Annotated in this window: 16 protein-coding genes; 5 read left to right on the top strand and 11 right to left on the bottom strand. The window is 67.0% G+C overall.

The genetic code is table 11. From position 1 onward, the window contains the following. Positions 1-26 precede the first annotated feature (26 nt). The 4 genes from BCM27_RS06135 to BCM27_RS06120 are packed head-to-tail and all read left to right on the top strand — an operon-like array spanning position 27 to position 4302. On the top strand, positions 27-824 hold the full coding sequence (locus BCM27_RS06135; RefSeq protein WP_004023383.1) for a maleylpyruvate isomerase N-terminal domain-containing protein: 798 nt from the start codon (positions 27-29) through the stop codon (positions 822-824). 53 nt (positions 825-877) lie between these two features. Continuing rightward, positions 878-1714, top strand: coding sequence for an SDR family oxidoreductase (locus BCM27_RS06130; RefSeq protein WP_004023382.1), 837 nt, complete (start codon positions 878-880; stop codon positions 1712-1714). Positions 1715-1748: 34 nt separating this feature from the next. Beyond that, positions 1749-3263, top strand: a complete 1515-nt coding sequence (locus tag BCM27_RS06125) for an acyl-CoA synthetase (RefSeq protein ID WP_004023381.1) — start codon at positions 1749-1751, stop codon at positions 3261-3263. Positions 3264-3309: 46 nt separating this feature from the next. Next, on the top strand, positions 3310-4302 hold the full coding sequence (locus tag BCM27_RS06120; RefSeq protein WP_004023380.1) for an alpha/beta hydrolase family protein: 993 nt from the start codon (positions 3310-3312) through the stop codon (positions 4300-4302). Between the two features lie 9 nt (positions 4303-4311). Here BCM27_RS06120 and BCM27_RS06115 read toward each other — a convergent pair whose 3' ends face one another. After that, positions 4312-5766, bottom strand: a complete 1455-nt coding sequence (locus BCM27_RS06115; RefSeq protein ID WP_004023379.1) for an MFS transporter — start codon at positions 5764-5766, stop codon at positions 4312-4314. Between the two features lie 111 nt (positions 5767-5877). Between BCM27_RS06115 and BCM27_RS06110 the strand changes: the two genes are divergently transcribed. After that, complete coding sequence (locus BCM27_RS06110) at positions 5878-6582, top strand: TetR/AcrR family transcriptional regulator (protein ID WP_004023378.1); 705 nt, start codon at positions 5878-5880, stop codon at positions 6580-6582. Positions 6583-6662: 80 nt separating this feature from the next. Here BCM27_RS06110 and BCM27_RS06105 read toward each other — a convergent pair whose 3' ends face one another. The 10 genes from BCM27_RS06105 to BCM27_RS06060 form a co-directional block, all read right to left on the bottom strand. Continuing rightward, on the bottom strand, positions 6663-10619 hold the full coding sequence (locus BCM27_RS06105; RefSeq protein WP_004023377.1) for a DNA-directed RNA polymerase subunit beta': 3957 nt from the start codon (positions 10617-10619) through the stop codon (positions 6663-6665). Between the two features lie 63 nt (positions 10620-10682). After that, positions 10683-14171: a DNA-directed RNA polymerase subunit beta gene (gene rpoB, locus BCM27_RS06100; RefSeq protein ID WP_004023376.1), complete on the bottom strand. Its 3489-nt coding sequence runs from the start codon at positions 14169-14171 to the stop codon at positions 10683-10685. A 360-nt stretch (positions 14172-14531) separates the two neighbouring features. Next, on the bottom strand, positions 14532-15515 hold the full coding sequence (locus tag BCM27_RS06095; RefSeq protein ID WP_004023375.1) for a hypothetical protein: 984 nt from the start codon (positions 15513-15515) through the stop codon (positions 14532-14534). After that, the gene (locus tag BCM27_RS06090; RefSeq protein ID WP_033206430.1) at positions 15515-16153 is read right to left on the bottom strand and encodes a hypothetical protein; all 639 of its coding nucleotides are present in this window, start codon (positions 16151-16153) and stop codon (positions 15515-15517) included. Before BCM27_RS06090 ends, BCM27_RS06095 begins: the two co-directional genes overlap by 1 nt. A 100-nt stretch (positions 16154-16253) precedes the next feature. Then, positions 16254-17495 carry an MCE family protein gene (locus BCM27_RS06085; RefSeq protein ID WP_004023373.1) on the bottom strand — a complete coding sequence of 414 codons (1242 nt, stop codon included), beginning with the start codon at positions 17493-17495 and terminating at the stop codon, positions 16254-16256. Then, on the bottom strand, positions 17492-18823 hold the full coding sequence (locus BCM27_RS06080; RefSeq protein WP_004023372.1) for an MCE family protein: 1332 nt from the start codon (positions 18821-18823) through the stop codon (positions 17492-17494). Before BCM27_RS06080 ends, BCM27_RS06085 begins: the two co-directional genes overlap by 4 nt. After that, positions 18823-20154 (bottom strand): MCE family protein, encoded by a 1332-nt coding sequence (locus BCM27_RS06075; RefSeq protein ID WP_004023371.1) that lies wholly within the window; start codon positions 20152-20154, stop codon positions 18823-18825. The genes BCM27_RS06080 and BCM27_RS06075 overlap by 1 nt, the downstream gene beginning before the upstream one ends. Further along, positions 20154-21260: an MCE family protein gene (locus tag BCM27_RS06070; RefSeq protein WP_004023370.1), complete on the bottom strand. Its 1107-nt coding sequence runs from the start codon at positions 21258-21260 to the stop codon at positions 20154-20156. Before BCM27_RS06070 ends, BCM27_RS06075 begins: the two co-directional genes overlap by 1 nt. Before the next feature lie 5 nt (positions 21261-21265). Next, positions 21266-22348, bottom strand: a complete 1083-nt coding sequence (locus BCM27_RS06065) for an MCE family protein (protein WP_004023369.1) — start codon at positions 22346-22348, stop codon at positions 21266-21268. Further along, positions 22345-23706, bottom strand: coding sequence for an MCE family protein (locus BCM27_RS06060; protein ID WP_004023368.1), 1362 nt, complete (start codon positions 23704-23706; stop codon positions 22345-22347). Before BCM27_RS06060 ends, BCM27_RS06065 begins: the two co-directional genes overlap by 4 nt. Position 23707: the final 1 nt, after the last annotated feature.

The raw sequence follows: 23707 nt of genomic DNA, 5'->3' as shown, positions 1-23707 counted from the left end.
ATCATTCTTCTAGGAGGCGATCGGCCATGTCCGATGCCGGAGTCACCGCTGCCAAGGCCCTGGTGAACGACACTCTCGCCCTGCTCGACCGGCTCACGCCCGCCGACTGGGCGGCCGACAGCGCGTGCCACGGATGGCGCGTGCACGACGTCGTCACCCACATGGGGTTCTTCTTCAACTTCATCGCCGACCCCAACCTGGTCTTCCCCGACAATCCGAGCGGAAAGTCCGAGCGGCTCAACGACGCCGCGGTGCGCGAGCGCGCCGACTGGACGTCGGCGCAGGCCGTCGACTACCACCGCGCACAGTCGGAGGCCGGTCTCGCCACCCTGTCGGCGCTGCAAGGCGAAGACCTGCGGGACCAGCCGCTGGACATGCTCGACCTGGGCACCTACCGGCTGCGTCAGCTCAGCGACGCCGTCGCCTTCGATCACCTGGTGCACCTGACCAGCGACCTGATGCAACCGTTCGGTCCGCTGGATTCCGCCGAGGTGTCGGTGAGCGCGGCCATCGACCCCGCCATCGATTGGATGATCGCCGGCCTGCCGCAGATGAACGGCGCCGCACTGTATCCCACGCTCGAACGGCCCATCGGTCTGCGCCTGACCGGCGCGACCGACCGCTCGTTCGTCCTCGACCGCGACACCGCCGGCACCATCGTCACCGTCCGCGAGACCACCGACCTCCCGGCCGACGTCGCCACGTCCTCGGCCACCGACTTCCTGCGCTGGGGCACCACCCGCAGCGCCTGGCGGTCGGCGGTCACCATCAGCGGCGACCGTCAGCACGTCGCCGGCGTCCTCGACGCCGTCGACATCGTCTGATCACCGCGAATTACTCTCCCGCAATCGTTTTCACCTCTGAACGGAGTACACCCATGTCCGAATACCTGAAGGACAAGGTCATCGTCATCACCGGCGCCGGTAGCGGCTTCGGCAAGCTCATCGCGGAGAAGACCGCCGCGGCCGGTGCCCATGTCGTCGGAGTCGACGTCAACGCCGACAACGTCAACACCGTCGTCGAGGGCATCCGCGCGGCCGGCGGTTCGGCGCTGGCCCAGGTCGCCGACGTCACCGACATGGAGCAGGTCGCCGCGGCCGCCGCTGCCGCCGTCGAGAAGTTCGGCGCCATCGACGTGCTCGTGAACAACGCAGGCGTCATGCCGCTGGCCTACTTCGCCGATCACGCACGCGCATGGCAGAAGTGGCACGCCGCCATCGACATCAACATCAAGGGCGTCGTCAACGGCATCTCGGCCGTCTACGACCAGATGATCGCCCAGGGGCGCGGCCACGTCGTCAACATCTCGTCGATCTACGGCAACGCGGGCATCGAGGGGTCGGGCGTGTACAGCGCGACGAAGGCCGCGGTCACCACCATCTCGGACTCCCTGCGCATCGAGGCCAAGGGCAAGATCAAGGTCACCACGGTCAAGCCCACCGGCATCACCGGCACCAACCTCGCCAGCTGGATCGTCAACGACACCGCGATCATGGGCCTCGTCGGCCAACGCGCCGCCTCCTACGGCGAGCACGTCACCGCTCTGATGAACGATGACCTACCCGCCGAACTCACCGACATCGACTCCATCAAGTACTGGCTGATCAAGCCCGACGACCTCGCCGACGCCGTCGTGCACGTCATCGATCAGCCCTGGGGCATCAGCCTGTCCGACGTCACGGTGCGCGCCAGCGGCGAGGACTACCTGCACTAGATCGACCGACCCCACTCATGCACGAGGAGTGTTGATGTACCCCGGAGCCCACCTCTCCACCCGACCGCACGACCCCGCGGTCATCATGGCCGACTCTGGTGAAACGGTCACGTTCACGCAGCTGGAAACCCGGTCCATCCAGATCGCCCGGGCCCTGGCCGACCGCGGCCTACGCCCGGGCGACCACCTCGCGGTGCTCGCCACCAACACCGCCCGGATCTTCGACATCTACTGGGCGGCAATGCGTTCAGGCCTCTACCTGACCATGGTGAACTGGCACCTCACCGCGGCCGAGAGCGCCTACATCGTGACCGACTGCGGCGCCAAGGCACTGATCGTCGACGCCGCGCTCGACGACCTCGGCGTCGAGCTCATCCCGCTCATCCCCGGCGTCGAGACGCGTTTCGCCTACTCCGGGCCGATCGAGGGTCACGACGACCTCGACGCCGCCGCGTCGGCGCAGCCGACCGAGCCGCCGATGGACCAGCCGCGCGGCGCGGACATGCTCTATTCCTCGGGCACCACCGGCCGCCCCAAGGGCATCAAGCCCGAGCTGCCGAACCGGCAGATCGACGAGCCCGGCGACACCATGACAGCGATGAACGCCTCGGTGTGGGGCGTCGGACCCGACACGGTGTACCTGTCGCCCGCGCCGCTGTATCACGCTGCGCCGCTTCGGACCTGCGCATCGGTGCAGGCGCTCGGCGGCACCGTCGTCGTGATGGAGCGGTTCGACGCGGAACGCGCGCTCGCGCTGATCGAGGAGCATCGCGTCACCTACAGCCAGTGGGTGCCGACGATGTTCGTCCGCATGCTCCGCCTGCCCGAGGAGGTGCGCGCACGGTATGACACCTCGAGTCTGAAGGTCGCGGTGCACGCCGCAGCACCGTGCCCGGTCGACGTCAAGCGGGCCATGATCGACTGGTGGGGCCCGATCCTCTCCGAGTACTACTCGTCCACCGAACTCAACGGTCTCACCATCGTCGACACACCGGAGTGGCTCGAGCATCCGGGGACGGTGGGGCGGGCGGTGCTGGGCACGATCCGGGTCTGTGACGCCAGCGGCGCCGAGGTGCCCGCCGGGACCATCGGCACGATCTACTTCGAACGGGACACGCTTCCGTTCGAGTATCACAACGATCCCGAGAAGACCAGCGCCGCACAGCATCCCGACCACCCCACGTGGACGACGACCGGCGACGTCGGATATGTCGACGACGAGGGTCACCTGTTCCTCACCGATCGGGACTCGTTCCTGATCATCTCGGGCGGGGTGAACATCTATCCGCGGGAGATCGAGGACGCGCTGCTCGCCCACCCGGCGGTGCTCGACGCCGCCGTCATCGGCGTGCCCGACCCCGACCTCGGCGAGCGGGTGACGGCCGTCGTGCAACCCGTCGAAGGCCAGAGCGGGGACGATGATCTCGCCGACGCGCTCCTGGACCATCTGCGCCCGCGGATCGCGAAGTTCAAGCTGCCCCGCGAGGTGATCTTCCGGGACACGTTGCCGCGCACGCCGACCGGGAAGCTGGTCAAGCGCAAGCTCTAGGCGGAAACCAGGCACCGCGTCATCCGGCCGGCCCTAGACTGGCCGGATGTCCGGGAGATGGTTCCGCTGGTTCCTGATCGCAACGCTTGCGGCGATGGTGCTCGTCGGTGCCACGCCACCAGCGGCCCCCGCCGCGCCCGGCACCGGCGGCCCGGTCGTCGAGTCGTCGGACATCGCCACCGAATGTGCGGGCAAGCCCGTCCGGGTCGCGGCCCGCTGGTATTTCCCACCCGGGCAGCCGTCGGCGCTCGTCTGGCTGCAGCACGGATTCTCCCGCACCGCGGCCAACCTCGACCGCGTGGCCCGCGCGTACGCCGATGACGGGTTCCTGGTCGTGAGCCCGACGCTGGACTCGGTCAACCTCGGCGGGTGCGCGGTCGCGTACAACATCGCCGACAACTCGGCCTTCGCCCGGACCATCGGCGGAGTCTTCGGGTCGGGGCGCGACCTCGACAGCCCGCTGGCGAACAGCCTTGTGCGAGCGCGAGACGCCGCCGGACGGACCGACGTCACGATGCCCTACCGGATGATCTTCTCGGGACATTCGGCCGGCGGCGAGTTCGTCGTCGTGGCCGCCGACGCGCTCCGCCGCGCCGACCCGGTCGCCTACCGCAGGCTCGCCGGACTCATGCTGTTCGACCCCGTGAATTCGTTCTTCGGCGTCAACTTCGCCTCCGCCGCAGCATCTCTCGGCGCCGATCGGCTTCCGATCCGAGTGATCGCGTCGCAGCCGTCGGTCTCCAACAACTTCGGGCAGGGTGTGTCCGTCCTCCAACGGACGACGCGGCAGACGTTCCTCGGCTCGCGGCTGGTCACCGGGATCCACATCGACGCCGAAGGCGAGTCGACCGATCTGATCGGCGAACTGTCCGAACTGGCCGTCCCGCGCCCCCGCAACGGCCGGGTCCTCCGAACCTTGGCCACCGGCTGGTCGTCGGACATGGTGGCCGACGCCGTCACCGCGACCTACTATCCCGGCGGCCGCTACTACGACCTGCTGCTCGACACCCGCACCATCACCACACTTCCCGTGCGCTGACGTCCCCTTCTAGTGGGGCTCTTCCGCCGTCCGAGAGTCGGTCAGGGTCAGGGCACCCCATCCGGCGATCAGACCGACGACCACCGCAAGAGCCGCATACGTGATCCGCTCCCCGGCGAAGAACGACGCGACCAGATCGCTGCTCCACACCCCGGCCGGCAGGGTCGCAGTCACGAGCACCGCGATGAGGGTGCCCACCACAGCCGTCCCCACGCTCGTCCCCACCTCCTGGGCGGTGTCGTTCAGCGCGGCACCGATCGAGGTCCGGTTCTCGGGCATCGCGTCGACTAGGGCGACCGCGCAGATCGTCATGACCGTGCGCAGACCGATCGTGAGGGTGACCATGAACAGCGCGATGGCGAGGTAGCCGTGCTCGACGCCCCAGGCCAGGCCGACCAGGGAGCCGGCGAGCAGCACTGCGCCGACGAGACACGCGATCCGGTGACCGAACTTCTTAGCCAGACCCTCCGAGATCGGTGTCGCCGCGATCATGGTGACGATCATCGGGAGGTTCGCGAGTCCGGCCTTCACCGGGCTCCACCCGTAGGCGTACTGGAAATGCAGGATCAATCCGAACATGACACCGGCCATCGCGATCGAGGTCCCGATCTGGGCGATCGCAGCGCCGCGCACCGTGCCGGACGAGAAGACCGAGAGGTCGAGCATCGGCTGTGCGGTGCGACGTTCGTGCCAGACGAAGGCGACGAGCGCGAGGACGGCACCGAGCGCGCATCCCACCGTGACGATCGACGCCCATCCGTGCTCCACTCCGCTGGTCAGCGCATAGCAGGCCAGACCGATCGTCGTGATGCTCAGGACCGCGCCCGGCAGGTCGAGGGCGTCACCGGTCAGACCCTCGGGGCGATCGGCAGCCACGCCGAGCCGCACCCCGATCCATGCGAGGAGCGCGATCGGGGCATTGACGACCAGCAGCCACTCCCAACTCACGTGGGCGAGCGCGGTCCCGCCGAGTACCGGCCCCAGGATGAAGCCGCTCATCCCGACGATGATCATCAGCGTCATCGCACGCATCCGCAGTTCGTCCGCGTCGAACAGGCGGAACACCAGGGAGTTGGTGATCGGCGCCATGGCTGCGGCGCAGACACCGAGGGCGGCACGCAGGGCGATCAGCTCCCCCGCGGAATGCACGGCGATCGCCAACAGGCTCAACATCCCGAACGCGGCGAGCCCGACGAGCAGGACCCGGCGTCGGCCCAGGCGGTCGGCAGCCGAACCCGCGGTGAGGAGCAGCCCGCCGAACGTCAGCGAGTAGGCGCCGGTGACCCACTGCAAGGCGGTCGTACCACTACCGAGATCACGACCGATCGTCGGCAGAGCGATCGTGAGCAGCGTGTTGTCGACCATCTCCACGAAGAAGGCCAGACACAGGGCGGCGAGAGGAATCCATGCGGCACGCAGGGATGTATACGACCGGGCCGGGGACGACTGAAGCATCGGGATCATCTCCACACCTCCTTTCATCGAACGTTGTTCGGTTCTCGAACATAGTTCGAGACTAGAACGTTGTTCGAGTCGGAGCAAGTGCGTGTCCCGCGGTGTGATGGGATAGACGTCATGACCCCCGAACGGCGCGGCACTCGGCGTCGCGTGACGCATTCACTCGAGGCTGTCGTCGACGCGGCCGTCGAACTCCTCGACGAATCCGGCGAAGCCGCCCTCACGTTCCGGGCCCTGGCCGCCCGTCTCGGCGGCGGCGTGGGAAGCGTCTACTGGTACGTGTCGAACAAGGACGAACTCCTCGACCGCGCCACCGACCACGTGCTGGCGGGAGTGCTCACCGCGCTCGACGGGATCGGCACCGACGCCGATCCGATCGACAACATCCGGACGATGGCGGAGACCCTGTTCGCCGCCATCGCCGAGCGCCCCTGGCTCGCTGCGTATTTCATGCGTAATACGACGGTCCAGTCGAACGCCCTGCTCTTCTACGAGCGCCTGGGCCGACAGGTGATGCGTCTGGATCTGTCCCCCCGGCGCTGCTTTCATGCGGTGTCCGCGATCCTCGGCTACGTCATCGGCGTCGCCGCGGACCTCGGTCAGGATCCGCCGCAGGAGGTCATCGACGGAACGGTCGCCGCCGGCGACTATCTGCGTTCGATCGCCGACCAGTGGCGCGCGCTCGACCGCGCGGAATACCCGTTCATGCACTACATCGTCGACGAGTTCGACGGCCACGAGGACATCGACCAGTTCCGTGCCGGTCTCGAACTGTTGCTCACCGGGTTACGGCTCGACGCGGAGCGCCCCGACGCCCGTTAGGTGCCCGGCGCACGACGAAACGGCCCCGCACTCATCGAGTGCGGGGCCGTCGTCGTATTCGGTTCTGCTACGAAACCCGACTACCGGTAGTCGTTGGAGAATCCGTAGTCGTCCAGCGGCACCGCAGCGCCGGCCGGAGCACCGAAGGTGCCGTCCGGGCTGTAGTAGGTGTCGTCGTAGGACGGCACCGCGTACGCCGCGGCGCGTGCCTCTTCGGTCGGCTGAACCTGGATGTTGCGGTAGCGGTTGATACCGGTACCGGCCGGGATCAACTTACCGATGATCACGTTCTCCTTCAGACCGATCAGCTTGTCGCTGCGGCTGTTGATCGCCGCGTCGGTCAGGACACGCGTGGTCTCCTGGAACGACGCCGCCGACAGCCACGACTCGGTCGCCAGCGAGGCCTTGGTGATACCCATCAGCACCGGACGTCCGGCGGCGGGCTCGCCGCCCTCGGTCACGACCTGACGGTTGGCCGCCTCGAACTCGGCGCGCTCGACGAGCGAACCGGGCAGGAACTCGGTCGAACCGTGGTCGATGATCGTCACGCGACGCAGCATCTGACGCACGATGGTCTCGATGTGCTTGTCGTGGATCGACACACCCTGGCTGCGGTAGACCTCCTGGACCTCGTTGACCAGGTGGATCTGCACCTGACGGGGACCCATGACGCGGAGCACCTCGTGCGGGTTGGCCGAGCCCTCCATGAGCTGCTGGCCGACCTCGACGTGGTCACCGTCGGCGAGGAGCCGCTCGGAACCGTCGTCGTGCTTGAACACGCGCAGACGCTGACGCTTCGAGATCTTGTCGATGACAACCTCTTCCGAACCGTCGTCCGGGATGAGGGTGATCTTGTAGAAGCGGTCGTCGTCCTCGAGGCGCACCCGGCCGGAGACCTCCGCGATCGGCGCGACGCCCTTGGGGACGCGGGCCTCGAAGAGCTCCTGGACACGCGGCAGACCACCGGTGATGTCGTCACCGACGCCACCCTGGTGGAACGTACGCATCGTCAGCTGGGTACCGGGCTCACCGATCGACTGGGCCGCGATGATACCGACGGCCTCGCCGATGTCGACGAGCTTGCCGGTGGCCATCGAACGGCCGTAGCACATCGCGCACACACCGGTGCCGGTCCCACAGGTCAGGACCGAACGGACCTTGACCTGCGTGATGCCCGCGGCCAGCAGTGCCTCGATGGCCGGATCGCCCAGATCGTGACCACGCTCGACGATGACGTTGCCGTCGGTGTCGACCGCGTCCTGCGCCAGCGTGCGGGCGTAGGTCGAGGTCTCGACGTGCGCATCGCGGATGAGCGTGCCGTCGGCCTGCTTCTCGGCGATCGTCGTGGTGATGCCACGCTCGGTGCCACAGTCGGTCTCACGCACGATGACGTCCTGCGAGACGTCCACCAGACGACGGGTCAGGTAGCCCGAGTCGGCGGTACGAAGCGCGGTGTCGGCCAGACCCTTACGGGCGCCGTGCGTGTTGATGAAGTACTCGGCGACGGTCAGACCCTCGCGGAACGAGGACTTGATCGGACGCGGGATGAACTCACCCTTCGGGTTGGTCACCAGACCCTTCATGCCCGCCAGCGAGCGGATCTGGGTCATGTTGCCCGCCGCACCCGACTTCACGATCATCGGGATCGGGTTGTCGTCCGGGTAGTGCGCCTCCATGGCCGCACCGACCTCTTCGGTCGCCTGCTTCCAGATCTCGACGAGGGAGTCACGACGCTCGTCCGGGGTGAGGGCACCACGCTGGAACTTGCGCTCCAGACCGTCGGCCCGCTCCTCGTACTTGTCGAGGATCTCCGCCTTCTGCGGCGGCACGAGCACGTCGGCCATCGAGACGGTGACACCCGAACGGGTGGCCCAGTAGAAGCCGACGTCCTTCAGCTTGTCGACGGTCTGGGCGACCACGATCATCGGGTAACGCTCGGCGAGATCGTTGATGATCACGGCCTGACGCTTCTTCGGCATCTGCTCGTTGACGAACGGGTACTCGATCGGCAGGAGCTCGTTGAAGAGCACCCGACCCAGCGTGGTCTCCAGCTCCCACGGCGAACCGTACTTCCAGCCGTCGGGGAACTGCTCGGCCTCGATGTCGGCCGGCGGACGCTGGTCGGTCAGGCGCACCTTGATGCGCGACTGCACGGTCAGCACGCCGCGGTCGACGGCCATGATGGCCTCGGCCGGGGTCGAGTAGACGCCACGCTCGACGTCGTCGCCGTTCGCCGCGGTGTACTCGCCCGCCGCGCCCTCCTTGAGGGTGGTCAGGTAGTACAGGCCGGTCACCATGTCCAGACGCGGCATGGCGAGCGGACGGCCCGACGCCGGCGACAGAATGTTGTTCGACGACAGCATCAGGATGCGCGCCTCGGCCTGCGCCTCCGCCGACAGCGGGAGGTGCACGGCCATCTGGTCACCGTCGAAGTCGGCGTTGAAGGCCTCACACACCAGCGGGTGGAGCTGAATGGCCTTGCCCTCGACCAGCTGCGGCTCGAAGGCCTGGATACCGAGGCGGTGCAGCGTCGGTGCACGGTTCAGCAGCACCGGGTGCTCGGCGATGACCTCTTCGAGGACGTCCCACACCGCGGGGCGCTGACGCTCGACCATGCGCTTGGCGGACTTGATGTTCTGCGCCTGGTTCAGGTCGACCAGACGCTTCATCACGAACGGCTTGAACAGCTCGAGAGCCATCAGCTTCGGCAGACCGCACTGGTGCAGCTTGAGCTGCGGACCGACGACGATGACCGAACGGCCCGAGTAGTCCACGCGCTTGCCGAGCAGGTTCTGACGGAAACGACCCTGCTTGCCCTTGAGTAGATCGCTCAGCGACTTGAGCGGGCGGTTGCCCGGTCCGGTGACCGGACGGCCGCGACGACCGTTGTCGAAGAGTGCGTCGACCGACTCCTGCAGCATCCGCTTCTCGTTGTTCACGATGATCTCGGGCGCACCGAGATCGATCAGACGCTTGAGGCGGTTGTTGCGGTTGATGACACGGCGGTACAGGTCGTTCAGGTCGGAGGTCGCGAAGCGGCCACCGTCGAGCTGGACCATCGGACGCAGCTCCGGCGGGATCACCGGCACGGCGTCGAGGACCATGCCCAGCGGCGAGTTGCCCGACTGCTGGAACGCCGCGACGACCTTGAGTCGCTTGAGCGCACGCAGCTTCTTCTGGCCCTTGCCGCTACGGATGGTCTCGCGCAGCGACTCGGCCTCGGCGTCGATGTCGAAGGTCTCGAGCAGCTTCTTGATCGCCTCGGCGCCCATCGAACCCTGGAAGTACTCGCCGTAGCGCTCTTCGAGCTGACGGTAGAGCTTCTCGTCGATGATGAGATCGCCCAGGCTGAGCTTGACGAACTTGTCCCAGATCTCCTCGAGACCGTCGAGCTCACGCTGAGCGGCGTCGCGCATACGACGCATCTCGCGCTCGGCGCCGTCGCGCACCTTGCGGCGCACGTCGGCCTTGGCGCCCTCGGCCTCCAGCTCGGCGAGGTCCTGCTCGAGCTTCTGCTGACGCTCGTTCAGGTCGGCGTCGCGCTGATCGGCGACGGCCTTCTTCTCGACCTCCATCTCCGCCTCGAGCGTCGAGAGCTCGTTGTGGCGGAGCTCGTCGTCGACCGCGGTGATGACATAGGCGGCGAAGTAGATGATCTTCTCGAGATCCTTCGGCGCCAGGTCGAGCAGGTAGCCCAGCCGGCTCGGCACACCCTTGAAGTACCAGATGTGCGTGACCGGGGCGGCCAGCTCGATGTGGCCCATGCGCTCGCGGCGCACCTTGGCCTTGGTCACCTCGACGCCGCAGCGCTCACAGATGATGCCCTTGAAGCGGACGCGCTTGTACTTACCGCAGTAGCACTCCCAGTCACGGGTCGGGCCGAAGATCTTCTCGCAGAACAGGCCGTCCTTCTCCGGCTTGAGCGTGCGGTAGTTGATCGTCTCCGGCTTCTTGACCTCACCGTATGACCAGTTGTGGATGTCGTCGGCTGTCGCCAGACCGATCTTCAGTTCGTCGAAAAAGTTGACGTCGAGCACTTGTTACCTTTCCAGAGCTCTGTTGTCAGTGGCCGGGGTGAACCCGGCCGGGTGAGGGTCAGGTCAGTTGGCGAGATCGTCGACGGTGGCCGACTCGTTGCGCGACAGGTTGATGCCGAGGTTGGCAGCTGCGCGCTCCAGGTCCTCGTCGTCGGTGTCGTGCATCTCGATGGCCGCACCGTCGGAGCTCAGCACCTCGACGTTCAGGCACAGCGACTGAAGTTCCTTCAGCAGCACCTTGAACGACTCGGGGATACCCGGCTCCGGGATGTTCTCGCCCTTGACGATCGCCTCGTAGACCTTGACGCGGCCCACCACGTCGTCCGACTTGATGGTCAGCAGCTCCTGCAGCGTGTACGCGGCGCCGTAGGCCTGCATGGCCCAACACTCCATCTCACCGAAGCGCTGACCACCGAACTGCGCCTTACCACCGAGCGGCTGCTGGGTGATCATCGAGTACGGACCGGTCGAACGAGCGTGGATCTTGTCGTCGACCAGGTGGTGCAGCTTGATGATGTACATGTAGCCGACCGACACCGGGTACGGGAACGGCTCGCCGGAACGACCGTCGAACAGCGTCGCCTTGCCGTCGCCGTTGACCATCACCTCGCCGTCGCGGTTCGGCAGCGTCGAGGACAGCAGTCCGGTCAGCTCCTCCTCGCGCGCGCCGTCGAACACCGGGGTGGCGGTGTTGGTGTCGGGCTCGGCCGAGTACATGTCCTCGGGCAGACGCGACGCCCACTCCGGCACACCCTCGGCCACGTTGATGTTCCAGCCGGCCTTGGCGACCCACCCGAGGTGGGTCTCCAGGATCTGGCCGATGTTCATACGACGCGGGACACCGTGGGTGTTCAGGATGATGTCGACGGGAGTGCCGTCGGGCAGGAACGGCATGTCCTCCTGCGGGAGGATCTTGCCGATGACGCCCTTGTTGCCGTGACGGCCGGCGAGCTTGTCGCCGTCCTGGATCTTGCGCTTCTGGGCCACGTACACGCGGACCAGCTCGTTGACGCCGGGAGCCAGATCGTCGTCGTCCTCGCGGCTGAACACGCGCACGCCGATGACCTTGCCGGTCTCGCCGTGCGGCACCTTCAGCGAGGTGTCGCGGACCTCACGGGCCTTCTCGCCGAAGATCGCACGCAGCAGACGCTCTTCCGGGGTCAGCTCGGTCTCGCCCTTCGGCGTGACCTTGCCGACCAGGATGTCGCCGTCGCGGACCTCAGCACCGATACGCACGATGCCGCGCTCGTCGAGATCGGCGAGCACCTCGTCGGAGACGTTCGGGATGTCCCGGGTGATCTCCTCGGCACCGAGCTTGGTGTCGCGGGCGTCGATCTCGTGCTCCTCGATGTGGATCGAGGTGAGCACGTCCTCTTCGACGAGACGCTGGCTCAGGATGATCGCGTCCTCGTAGTTGTGACCCTCCCACGGCATGATCGCCACGAGCAGGTTCTTGCCGAGCGCCATCTCACCGTTCTCGGTGCAGGGGCCGTCGGCGAGGACCTGGCCGGACTCCACGCGCTGACCCTCGTCCACGATCGGACGCTGGTTGGCACAGGTGCCGTGGTTGGACCGCGCGAACTTGCGCATCCGGTAGGTGTCGCGGGTGCCGTCGTCGGACATGACGGTGATGTAGTCGGCCGAGACCTCTTCCACCACACCGGTCTTGGTCGAGACGATGACGTCGCCGGCGTCGACCGCGGCACGCAGCTCCATGCCGGTGCCGACCAGCGGCGACTCGTTGCGGACCAGCGGCACGGCCTGACGCTGCATGTTCGCACCCATCAGGGCGCGGTTCGCGTCGTCGTGCTCGAGGAACGGGATCATCGCGGTCGCGACGGACACCATCTGACGCGGCGAGACGTCGAGGTACTCGACATCGGTCGCGCCGACGAACTCCACCTCGGAGCCCTTCTTGCGCACCAGGACACGCTCGTCGGTGATGCGGCCGTTGCCGTCGAAGTTGGTGTTCGCCTGACCGATGAGGAAGCGGTCCTCCTCGTCGGCGGTCATGTACTCGATGTCGTCGGTGACGTTGCCGTCGACGACCTTGCGGTACGGGGTCTCGATGAAGCCGAACGGGTTGACCCGCGCGTACACCGAGAGCGAACCGATCAGACCGATGTTCGGACCCTCAGGGGTCTCGATCGGGCACATGCGGCCGTAGTGCGACGGGTGCACGTCGCGCACCTCGAGGCCGGCGCGCTCACGGCTCAGACCACCCGGGCCCAGCGCCGACAGACGACGCTTGTGGGTCAGACCCGACAGCGGGTTGTTCTGGTCCATGAACTGCGACAGCTGGCTGGTTCCGAAGAATTCCTTGATCGCCGCCACGACGGGACGGATGTTGATCAGGGTCTGCGGGGTGATCGCCTCGACGTCCTGGGTGGTCATGCGCTCACGCACGACACGCTCCATACGCGAGAGGCCCACGCGGATCTGGTTCTGGATCAGCTCGCCGACGGTACGCAGGCGACGGTTGCCGAAGTGGTCGATGTCGTCGACCTCGACGGGCACCTCGACGCCACCGGGGACGGTCATGTAGGTGGTGGTGTGCGGGTCGGCCTCGTGCAGACGCACCAGGTACTCGACGGTCGCGATGATGTCCTCGCGGGTCAGGGTCGACTCGCCCACCATCGGGTTGCCGGTCAGACCCAGCTTCTTGTTGACCTTGTACCGGCCCACGCGCGCGAGGTCGTAACGCTTGTCCTTGAAGAACAGGTTCTCCAGGAGGTTCTCCGCGGACTCCTTGGTCGGCGGCTCACCCGGGCGCAGCTTGCGGTAGACCTCGAGCAGCGCCTCGTCCTGGTTGCCGGTGTTGTCCTTCTCCAGCGTCGACATCATGATCTCGGAGAAGCCGAAACGCTCGGTGATCTCCTCGGCGGTGAAGCCCAGCGCCTTGAGCAGCACGGTGACCGGCTGACGGCGCTTGCGGTCGATACGCACACCCACGGTGTCGCGCTTGTCGACGTCGAACTCCAGCCACGCGCCGCGACCCGGGATCACCTTGACGGTGTGCAGGGTCTTCTCGGTGGTCTTGTCGATCGAGGCGTCGAAGTACACGCCCGGGCTGCGGACCAGCTGGCTCACGACGACACGCTCGGTGCCGTTGATGATGAAGCTGCCCTTTTCGGTCATGATCGGGAAGTCGCCCATGAAGACGGTCTGCGACTTGATCTCGCCGGTGTTGTTGTTGATGAACTCCGCGGTGACGAACAGCGGCGCCGCGTAGGTCATGTCCTTGTCCTTGCACTCCTCGACGGAGGCCTTGACCTCGTCGAAGTGCGGCTCGGAGAACGACAGGGACATCGAACCGGAGAAGTCCTCGATCGGGGACAGCTCGTGGAGGATGTCCTCGAGGCCACCCGTCGGGTTCTCGTCACCGCGGGCGATCGCCTTAGCGCGCCACTCCGGCGAACCGACGAGCCATTCGAACGAATCGAGTTGGAGGTCGAGGAGGCCCGGAACCTCCAGCGGCTCGCTGATCTTTGCAAACGACGCGCGATGCGGCGCGCCGGGGATTGTTGAGGTGGACTGGCGGTTGACTGCCAAGATGCGTCCTTCCAACACGACGTTATTCACAACCTAGATGTGCAGTACGTGGCTTGATGGGCCGTTCGCTGGTGACACCCTGGGATCGGCGATCACCGCAGCACACACGTCTAGGAGTGGCCGAAGAAGGATCGATAGATGGACAGGAGGCAGCCAGCGCAACGTCCAACTGTAGCAGAAAATAGACGCACTTTGTCAAGCCGTCTGGAAAGCGAGTTCGCGCGGGTGGCTGCCTGCACGTCGATCGCTGGTCACAGACTGGCCCGACATCGCCGCCACGTCAAGCGCTACGCGCGAATTTCGTGAAGTCGGTGCCGAACTCGGCTCCCGACCTGGTGATCAGGGTGCGGCGCAGGACGATCAGAAGGGCTCGACCGCACGGATCCGCCACTGATCACCCTCACGCACCATGGCGAACTGGGCACGTGGTGCACCGCTGTTGGTGGCCATGCTGTTCTGCGTCTCGCTCACGATCAGATTGGCGATGACGGTCGCCGTGGCGCCGTCGCCGCCCCCGGAGAGGTCCCGCACGCCGATCGCGTCGACGCGGCATTCGGCGCCCGTCTTCGTCTGCGTGATGAGGTCCCGCTGCGCCTTGAGCGTCTCGTCGAACTCGGTGCGGGCCTGCCCGGTCAGGGCGTCCTGCGCACGCTGCTGCCACTTGTCGAGCTCGGTGTGGTCGTACCCGAACACCGCGCAGATCCGCTCCTGGGCCTGCGAGGTCAGCTGCGCCGTCGACTCCTGGTCGACGAACGCCTTGTTGGGCCCGATCTCGGCACCGGGATGGAACGCGAGGATCGCGGCGACGACGAACAAGCCGGCCGCGATGGCCGCGAGAACCCCGGTGCGGATGCCGAGCGGACCGCGCGAGGCACCGCTCCCCCGCCGGTCCCGCCGGCCGGGACGCCGGCCCATCGGCCGATTCGGCGTGCCCGAGGTGTCGGAACCCGCTGCCGACGCGTCGCCCCGACGCAAGGTCGAGACCCGCGCGACCGGTTTGGTCTTGGGTTTGGTGGGCTCGGGTGTTGGTGTTGCGGGCTTCGCCAAGTCGATGGTGTCGGCTCCAGCGGTGCCGGCCTCGGTGGGGCTGGCCTCGGTGGTGTCGTCACCAGGCCCTTCGTGGCTCGTCGACCTCGACTCGCTTCGCTCGCTCGGCCCGGCGGCTTTCGCTCCTCGCACCTCAGTGGGCAGGGGGGTGTCGGTTTCCGCGGTTGCGTCACCAGGCCCTTCGAGGCTCGCCGCCTTCGCGCCTCGCACCTCGGAGGGCGGCGAGGTCCGGCCGGCGACCTTCGGGGTCGGGCGGCGCTTCGGGGTGGGCTTCTTCTTACCGCGATCGTTGGCCATCAGTTGCCTCCCTCCGGAGCCGGGGCCGCCGGGGCGGGCGCACCGCCGCCACCATCGGCGTAGGCGATGCCCTCGAGGCCGAGGACGTTCTCGGCCTTCCAGGTGTCGCCGTCCTTGGTCATGCTGACGTCGAAGCCGCGCGTCTCGTCGATACCGGCCTGGCCGGGACGCTGCAGGGTCGTCACCACGTAGACGAGCACCTTGGCCTTGTCCTCGTCGGCGTCGACCTCGCTGGGCGCGCTGCGCAGCAGGCGCGCGCTCAGCTTGGCGGTGTTGGGCCCGGCCGTGCCGAGCATGTCGAGGACGCTGCCGTCCTTGCCGCCCAGCACCTCTTCCTTCGCCTTGCCGGTCAGCGAGGCCTCGGCACGCTTGCGGAAGCCGTCGACGTCGGCGGGGTCGATCGTCGTGATGTTGAGGACGGCCTGCTCGGCCGCCTGCGTCGCCGCGTCGCGCGTCTCCTGTGCGGGGTACTCGTCGAAGTAGACGTTGTAGGCACGCACACCGAACACGGCGACGAGCACCACGCCGACCACGATCGCCGCGGAGGCCAGGGCGCGGGGCGCGAACCCCGCCGCCCGCCGCACGGCGGGACGGATGCCGCTGGGCTTCTTCTCTGTCGGTTCTGGGGTGCCAGTCATCGGGAACACACTGTATATATCGCTCCTGAGCGCAAGCCAAGGCCGGGAACCGGACCGTGCGGTCCGGTCGCCGGCGGCGACGCGCGTCGGGTGGTGGGGTCTACCGCGGCCGGACGCCGAGCAACGCTGCGAGCTGCTGGGCGAGCGGGTTGAGATTGAGCTTGTCGGGATCCTTCTTGGGGGTGTTGTCCCACGGCTGCGGGTACGCCGGGTTGGCGTACTGGGCACGCTCGGCGCTTCGGACGCCGGTCGGATTACCGAACGGCACGGTGCACTTCGCGTCGGTGTTGAATGCGAAGTCGTCGTAATGGACGTCGAAGTTCGGGTTCTTCCGACGGGCTTCGGCGAGCACCGCGTCGGTGCCCTCGTATCCGCGCGTACACGCGGCGGGATTGTTGGTCTCGAGCACGACACCGAAGTGGATCTGACCGTCGCCCGGAGCCGGGGCATGGCTGCCCGCCGACAGCGCCGACAGCATCGCGAACGTCGTCGACGTCGTGTACGTCGCCGGCTCGATGGTCCGGGCCACCTCGGCGAGGTCCTTCACGACCTTGGAGAGGTCGTTGCCGTTCTTCTGGATCAGCTCCGAGATCTGCGTCGCCGACAACGTGCCCGTCGTCAGCAGTCGACGAAGGTCCGGATCGGCGGAGGCCAGGGTCGCGGTCACCAGGTTCAGGTTGCGCGACCACGTGAGGATCGCGTCGGACTGATCGGCCTGGGTGTCGAGCACGACATCGGAGTTCTGGATGAGGGCGACCGTCTCGCTCAGGTTGTCGACGCCGGCCCGGGACAACTTGCCGAGCGAGTCGACCAGACGGGTGAGGTTCTCCCCCTGGCCGTTGAACGCGCGGCCGAGTTCGGTGATGACCGTGTTCAGGTCGTCGACCGGGATCGAGTCGGTGAAGTCGATCGCCGAGGCGACCACGTCCTCGAGCGGTTCGGGGAGCGCGTACTTGGTGATCGTGTCGCCGTCTTTCAGGTACGGCCCCTCCGACGACGTCGGCTGCAGGTCGACGAACTGCTCACCGATCGCGGACCGGTTCGCGACGACCGCGGTCGCCGACGCCGGGATCTCCGGCCCACCGGAGTCGATGTCGAGTGCGACGTCGACCCCGTCGGGCGTCAGCGTCAGCTTGCCGACCCGACCCACCGGCACACCCTGGTAGGTGACCTCCGCGTTGGTGAAGATGCCGCCGGAGTCGGGCAGCTGGGCGGTGACCGTGTACATGCCGACACCGGCGAGCTTGTCCAGGCGCGCGTACTTCGCACCCACGTACACCAGGGCGACCAGGCCGACGACGACGAACACGATCAGCTGGATCTTGACGAGCTTGCCGATCATCGTCCTGCTCCTGACGGGTTCTGGGTGGGCGCGGCCGGCGCGAGTCCCATCGCGGCCAGCGGGCCGTCGAGGATGCCCTGCCCCGGTGTCGCCGGGGTCGGCATCGGGCCGGCCGCCTCCGCGGGCCGGGCGAAGGACGCCGGGTAGCGCCCGCCCGACGGCGGCGTGTTCGGTCCCGGACGCCAGTTCGGACCCGGCGGCAGCAGGGTGATGGTCGGCCAGCCGTAGCGCGGGCCGTTGCCGCGGTAGTACGGGTTGCGGCGATCGACCGGCACGCTCACCCGTGCGGGCGGCGAGTACTTCGGGGTCCCCTGGCCGACGCCGAGCGCCTCGAGCTGGTTGAGGACGCGGAGGTCGAGCGTCATGAACAGGTTGGTCGAGTCACCACGCACACCCGGCAGCAACCAGTCCGGGAACGGGTGGGTCAGCATCAGCGGTGCCGCGGTGATCAGATCCGGAGCCGCCGCGGCGAGCTGGGTCAGCACCGGCCGCAACGCCTTCAGGTCGTTGATCAATGCCTTGCGCGACTTGCCCAGCACGTCGGTGCCGACCTGACCGAGCTGATCGAGCTTGGTCAGCAGTTCGACGAACTGCGGCCGCTGCTCCTCCAGCACCTCGACGCCCGCGGGCAACTGCTTGAGGATGCGGTCGATCTGCGCGGTCTGCGCCGCGGTCCGGGTGGACAGTTCGGCCAGTCCGTCGATCGCGGTGACGATGTCGTCGCGCTGACGGTTGAGGCCTGCGATCAGGTCCTCGGTCTCGCCGATGAGGTCACGGACCTTGTCGGTCCGGCCGTCGAGCGCCTTGTTCAGCTCGGTGACGATCGGCTGCAGCTGATTGAGGCCACCGCCGTTGAGCAGCAGGGCCAGGGCCCCGAGGACCTGCTCGATGTCGGTCGCGGTACGTGTCCGCGACACCGGGATCGGCTGGTCGGGATTCTGGCGCGGCGCTTCGGCACTGCCGTCGGGTTCGGTCAGCGACACGAACTTCTCACCGAGCAGCGAGGTCTGCTGGACGCTCGCCTCGGCTTCGTCGGAGAGGTCGACGTTGTTCTGTACCTCGACGGTGACCTGGGCGAACCACTGGTCGTTGGGCACCTCGACCTTGGTCACTCGGCCGACCGGGATTCCGTCGCGCTTGACCATCGACTGCGGCACGAGATCGAGCACGTCGTCGAACTGGATCTTGTAGGTGCGCGCGTTGTCGCCGGTGTTCACGCCGCCGGGCAGTGGGATCGACTGGATGCCGTTGGACATACAGCCCGACACCAGGAGGGTGAGCGACAGAGCGGCGCCGGCCACCGCCGTACGCATCGTCCTGCGGTTCATCAGTTACCTCCCCGGGGGCGCGGGGTGGACGACGGGGCCGCCGGAGACCTCGAGGGCGACGGGTTGCCGATCTCGGGATCGGGGTTGCCCGGGACGGTGCCCGGCACCGGTGCGCGCTGCAGCTTGTTGTTGCTCATGATGCCGAACGGCAGCACCGGCAACAGCGGCTCCAGGACACCGCGCTGGATCTGGTCACCGATCTCCTCGCACTGGCTGATCAGCGGCCGGAGCGTGTTGCTGAACTGATCGGCAGCCGGGTTGCCCGGGAGCAGCGCACCGAGGTCGAGCAGGCGGCACTGGGCCCCGATCAGATCTTGCAGATCCGGGATCGTCAGCCGCATCGACAACGTGCCCGACTCGGCGTCGTACGCGTTGATCAGGTTGTTCACCGTGATCGGCAGCACGGTCAAGACCTCTTTGAGGTTGTTCTTCTGGTCGAGCAGGGCCTGGGTCGTCGGCTGGAGGTCCTTCACCGTCTCCCCGATCTGCTCACGATTGTCGGCGAGGAAGGTCGCCACATCGCCGAGTGCGATCGACAGCTTGTTCAGCGCGGCGGCGAGCTGCTCGCGCTCGCCGGCGAGGAACTGGTTGAACGAGGCCATCTGCGTGTTGAACTGCCGCACCTGGGCGTCGTTCTCGCGCAGTGCGCCGACGAAGGTGTTCAGGTTCTTGACGGTGTCGAACAGGTTGCCGCGCGAATCGCTCAGCGTCGTCGACGCCTTGGACAATCCCTCGATCGCCTGGCCCAGCTTCTCGCCGTTGCCCTCGAGATTCTCCGCGCCGGTCGTGACCAGTTCGCTCACTGCGCCCTGTCGGCCGGTGCCGTCGGTCTTGTTGGCGCCGTCGGGTCCGAGGGCGTCGGACAGCTCCTTGACGCTGGCGTAGATCTGGTCGACCTCCACCGGGATCATCGTCTGGTCCACCGAGAGGGTGAGATCGCGGGGCGCCTTCTCCCCGCCCGTGTAGGCGGGGGTCAGCTGCACGTAGCGGTCCGCCACGACCGACGGGATGATCTGCACCGCACGGACATCCGCGGGCAGCTCCACTCCCCGATCGACCGTCATGGTCACCTTCACGGTCTCGCCCTGCGGCGTCACCGAGTCGACCTTGCCTACCGCCACGCCGAGAACGCGGACGTCGGAGCCCTCGTAGATGCCGACCGAACGCTTGAACGTCGCGGTGATCTTGGTGGTCCCGATCGAGGTGAACACCCACCACAGCGCTCCCGCCAGGATGAGCGCGATGATCAGTCCGATCACGAGCACCACGATGTGCCGCGGCGTGAACCAGCGGCCTGGACCCGCGTGCCGGGTCAGATCCGGTGTGGTCATCAGCCGACCCCCGTCCCGGCGTTGTTCTCCATGGCCTGCTTGTTCGGCGGCCGCGTCGTGTTCTGCTGCGGCAGCGCGGGCGGCAGCAGGTTCACCACGGACGACTCGAACCAGCGACCGTTGCCGAGCACGTTGGCGTACAACCGGTAGAACGGCGCCATGTACTTGATGGAGTCGCGAATGTTCTGGTTCTGACGCTGTAGCAGCTCATTGACGCCCTTCAGCGCATCGAGCGCGGGTCCGATCTGTTCTTCGTTGTCCCGCACGATGCCGGTGAGCGAGTCGCCCAGGCTCGTCGTGCTGGCCAGCAGCGCCGAGATGTTGCGCTGCCGGTTGTTCAGTTCGTCGAGCAGCTGGCCTGCACCACCGATGAGGCGCACGAACTCCTCATTGCGATCGGCGAGGATCTTCGAGGTGTCCTTCGTCGCGGCGAGCAACCGCTGGACCTCCTGATCACGGCTGGAGATCGTCTCCGACAGACGCGCGATGCCCTCGAGCGCCGGACCGGTCGTCCCGGCCGTACCCGAGAACGTGTCCGACAGGACGCGCATGGACTCCGCCAACTGGTCGTTGTCGAGTTCGCCGATCTGCTCGGCCGCCCCGGAGAACGCCTCGATGACGTCGTAGGGGGCCACCGTGTCGGTCAGCGGGACGTCGGGGTCGGCGGGCTCACTGCCGCGCGGGTTCAGCGACAGGAATTTCTGACCGAGGATCGTCTTGATCTGGATGGTCGCCTGCGTCTGGTCGCCGATCCACGTGTTCTCCACCCGGAAGGTCACGTTGACGCGATCGCCGTCGAGGGTCACGTCGTCGACCTCGCCCACCTTGACGCCCGCGACGCGCACCTCGTTGCCCGGTTTCAGGCCGGCGGCCTCGGTGAACTTCGCCGTGTAGCGGGCGCCCGCGCCCAGCAGCGGCAGTTCGGCGAGATAGAACGAACTGAGTCCGAGCATCAGCAGGATCAGGATGCCGATGGCACCGATGCTGACCGGGCTGCGCCGGCCACCGAAACGCCGGTGCGGATGCTGCACCGGGGCCTGCGCCTCGTCGCGTTCGGTGTCGTCGTGGTCACCGCCGCGTGGGTTCGGATCGTTGTTGTCTGCCATCGTGGTCACCCCCCTGGCCGGTCGTCGGCCCAGCAGCGCGTGGCCGCGCTGGTGTAGAGCACATGATTGATGTCGGGTAGCGGGACCAGCGGTTGCGTCAGCACCGGCGACTTGCCGTTGCCCGCCACCACGTCGATGCCGCACAGGTAGAACTGGAACCAGGAACCGAATGTTGCTGCGCGACCGATCTTCTGGAGCTTGATCGGCAGGTTGGTCAGCGTCTCCTCGATGTCCGCGTCACGCTTGTTGATCTGGTCGGCGAGCGACTTCAGTCCCGCGATGTCGCCCTGGATGGACGGACGCGTCGCACCGAGGATGTTGGCCGTGACCGAGGTCAGGTTGGACACCGAGGTGATCGCCGAGCCCACCGAACCACGCTGTGCCGCAAGGCCTGTCACGAGCTTCTCGGTGTTGTCGAGGAGGCTGGTGAACTGTTCGTCGTTGCGGTTGACGGTGTCGAGGACCTTGGTGAGGTTGGTGATCAGCTCACCGATGACCTTGTCCTTGTCGGCGATCGCGTTGGTGAGATCGGCCGTGTCGCTGACCAGGCGGGTGATCGAACCACCCTGCCCGTCGAAGATCGCGATGATCTGCTCGGTCAGCTTGTTGACGTCGGAGGCGGACAACTGCTGGAACAGCGGTCGGAATCCGTTGAACAGTTCGGTCAGGTTCACCGGCGGGTGGGTGTCCTTGACGCCCGGCGTCAGGCCGAACGTGTGGCCCTGCGCGACCGTCTGCGACGGGTCGCCCGCGCCGCGCTCGAGCGCGAGGTACCGCAGTCCGGTCAGATTGCGGTAGCGGATGAAGAGCTGCGTGCCGTCGGGCAGACGGTCGCGGTCCACGTTGAACGCTACCTTGGCCTTGTTGCGGTCGTAGACCTCGACGCTCTCCACCTGCCCCACGCGCACACCCGCGATCCGGACGTCATCGCCCGGGTTGAGCAGGGTGGCGTCGGTGAAGACGGCATTGAACTTCGCGTCCCCGTCACCGCCCGCGTTGGCGATGGTCACGGCGAGCAGACTCGTGGTCACCACGGTGACCACGCCGAAGACGACCAGCTTGATCAGCGGTCCGACGATCGACTTCATTTGATGTCGACCTTCGCACCCTGCAGCGCACCGCCGCCGATCATGGTCACCCAGGTGGGCACCTCTTCCGGCGACTTACCCGACGTGGCGCCGTAGATGACCTGCAGCTGCTTGCGGTAATCCGGGTCGTCGAAGGGGTTGGCCTTCGCCACGACCGGCTTCGCCGCGGGCGAGACCGAGCCGGCGGGTACGCCGCTGAACTGAGGCTGCGGCAGCTCACGCATGGTGCGGGGGCCGGCATTACGCGACGGCGGCTGGTAGCTGCCGTCGGCGAGCGAACCACCCGGGTACTGCGGGAACGGGCGGTTGCCGCCCATCTTGGGGTCGTAACACACGGCGGGCGGATCGAGGTCCATGAAGCGGGGTTCGTCCTGGTTCGGTAGGTAACGGCCACGAGGATTGGTGAACTGCAGGTTCACGCGCACGCCCGGGTTCTTGGTGCCCTGGCCGACGATCTTGCGCGACTCCGGGATCAGGCCCGCGAAGTTGCGGAACGTGCACACGAAGGTCGGCGACTGCTTGGCCAGGCCGACGAGGAGTTCCTCGGAGTCGACGGCGAGGTCGATGAGGTCCGTGCGGTTCGCCCGGAGCCAGCCGGTCAGGTCGTCGGACGCGACGCCCAGGGTGGCGATGAGCGTGCGTAGGTCGTCCTGGCGTTCGACGATGGTGTTCGTCGTCGTGCGCAGCGAGTCGAGCGCGTCGACCACGTCGGGCAGCGCCTGCGAATACGTCTGCGAGAAGCTGGCCAGTCCTTCGAGGGTGCCCTCCAGTTCGGGCAGGTTCTCGTTGATCTCGCCGAAGATCTGATCGAGCTCTTCCAGCGTCGTGCCCAGTTGCTCGCCGCGCCCGGACAGCGCCGACGACAGGGAGGTGAGGGTGGCGTTCAGATCCTGCGGCGGGATCGCCTCGAGGACCGGGAGCAGCTTGTCGAACAACTGCTGGATCTCCAGCGCGTTGCCGCTGCGGTCGGTCTGGATCGTCGCACCGTTGGTCAGGGTCGGCCCCGAGTTGTCCTCCGGCACCTGCAGGGCCACGTAACGCTCGCCGAACAGGGTCTTCGGCAGGATGCGCGCGGTGGTCTCGTCCGACAGCGTCGAGGCCTGGTCGGGATTGAGTCCTAGCACGACTTCGACGCGGCCGTCGGGTCCGGGTTTGACCTCGCGCACCTCGCCGACCGTCATGCCGCGGGCCTTGACGTCGGCATTCGCCGGAAGAGCGTTGCCGGTCGAATCGGTCACCAGCGTGACGTCGGTGAACTCGGTGAACGTCTTGTTGAACTTCGTGATCGTCAAGGTGAGGAACAACGCGACCACGAGGAAGAAGACCAGCCCGAGCAACCGTTTACGCAGCAGCGTCACG

This window comes from Gordonia terrae (assembly GCF_001698225.1).
Classification (GTDB): domain Bacteria; phylum Actinomycetota; class Actinomycetes; order Mycobacteriales; family Mycobacteriaceae; genus Gordonia; species Gordonia terrae.
Note: the sequence above shows the minus strand (reverse complement) of the source record. Positions and strands in the feature narration are given on the sequence as shown.

Bases quoted from the DNA above. Each gene is read 5' to 3' on its own strand.
- BCM27_RS06135 (WP_004023383.1), top strand. From the start codon at position 27: ATGTCCGATGCCGGAGTCACCGCTGCCAAGGCCCTGGTGAACGACACT.
- BCM27_RS06130 (WP_004023382.1), top strand. From the start codon at position 878: ATGTCCGAATACCTGAAGGACAAGGTCATCGTCATCACCGGCGCCGGT.
- BCM27_RS06125 (WP_004023381.1), top strand. From the start codon at position 1,749: ATGTACCCCGGAGCCCACCTCTCCACCCGACCGCACGACCCCGCGGTC.
- BCM27_RS06120 (WP_004023380.1), top strand. From the start codon at position 3,310: ATGTCCGGGAGATGGTTCCGCTGGTTCCTGATCGCAACGCTTGCGGCG.
- BCM27_RS06115 (WP_004023379.1), bottom strand. From the start codon at position 5,766: ATGATCCCGATGCTTCAGTCGTCCCCGGCCCGGTCGTATACATCCCTG.
- BCM27_RS06110 (WP_004023378.1), top strand. From the start codon at position 5,878: ATGACCCCCGAACGGCGCGGCACTCGGCGTCGCGTGACGCATTCACTC.
- BCM27_RS06095 (WP_004023375.1), bottom strand. From the start codon at position 15,515: ATGGCCAACGATCGCGGTAAGAAGAAGCCCACCCCGAAGCGCCGCCCG.
- BCM27_RS06090 (WP_033206430.1), bottom strand. From the start codon at position 16,153: ATGACTGGCACCCCAGAACCGACAGAGAAGAAGCCCAGCGGCATCCGT.
- BCM27_RS06085 (WP_004023373.1), bottom strand. From the start codon at position 17,495: ATGATCGGCAAGCTCGTCAAGATCCAGCTGATCGTGTTCGTCGTCGTC.
- BCM27_RS06080 (WP_004023372.1), bottom strand. From the start codon at position 18,823: ATGAACCGCAGGACGATGCGTACGGCGGTGGCCGGCGCCGCTCTGTCG.
- BCM27_RS06075 (WP_004023371.1), bottom strand. From the start codon at position 20,154: ATGACCACACCGGATCTGACCCGGCACGCGGGTCCAGGCCGCTGGTTC.
- BCM27_RS06070 (WP_004023370.1), bottom strand. From the start codon at position 21,260: ATGGCAGACAACAACGATCCGAACCCACGCGGCGGTGACCACGACGAC.
- BCM27_RS06065 (WP_004023369.1), bottom strand. From the start codon at position 22,348: ATGAAGTCGATCGTCGGACCGCTGATCAAGCTGGTCGTCTTCGGCGTG.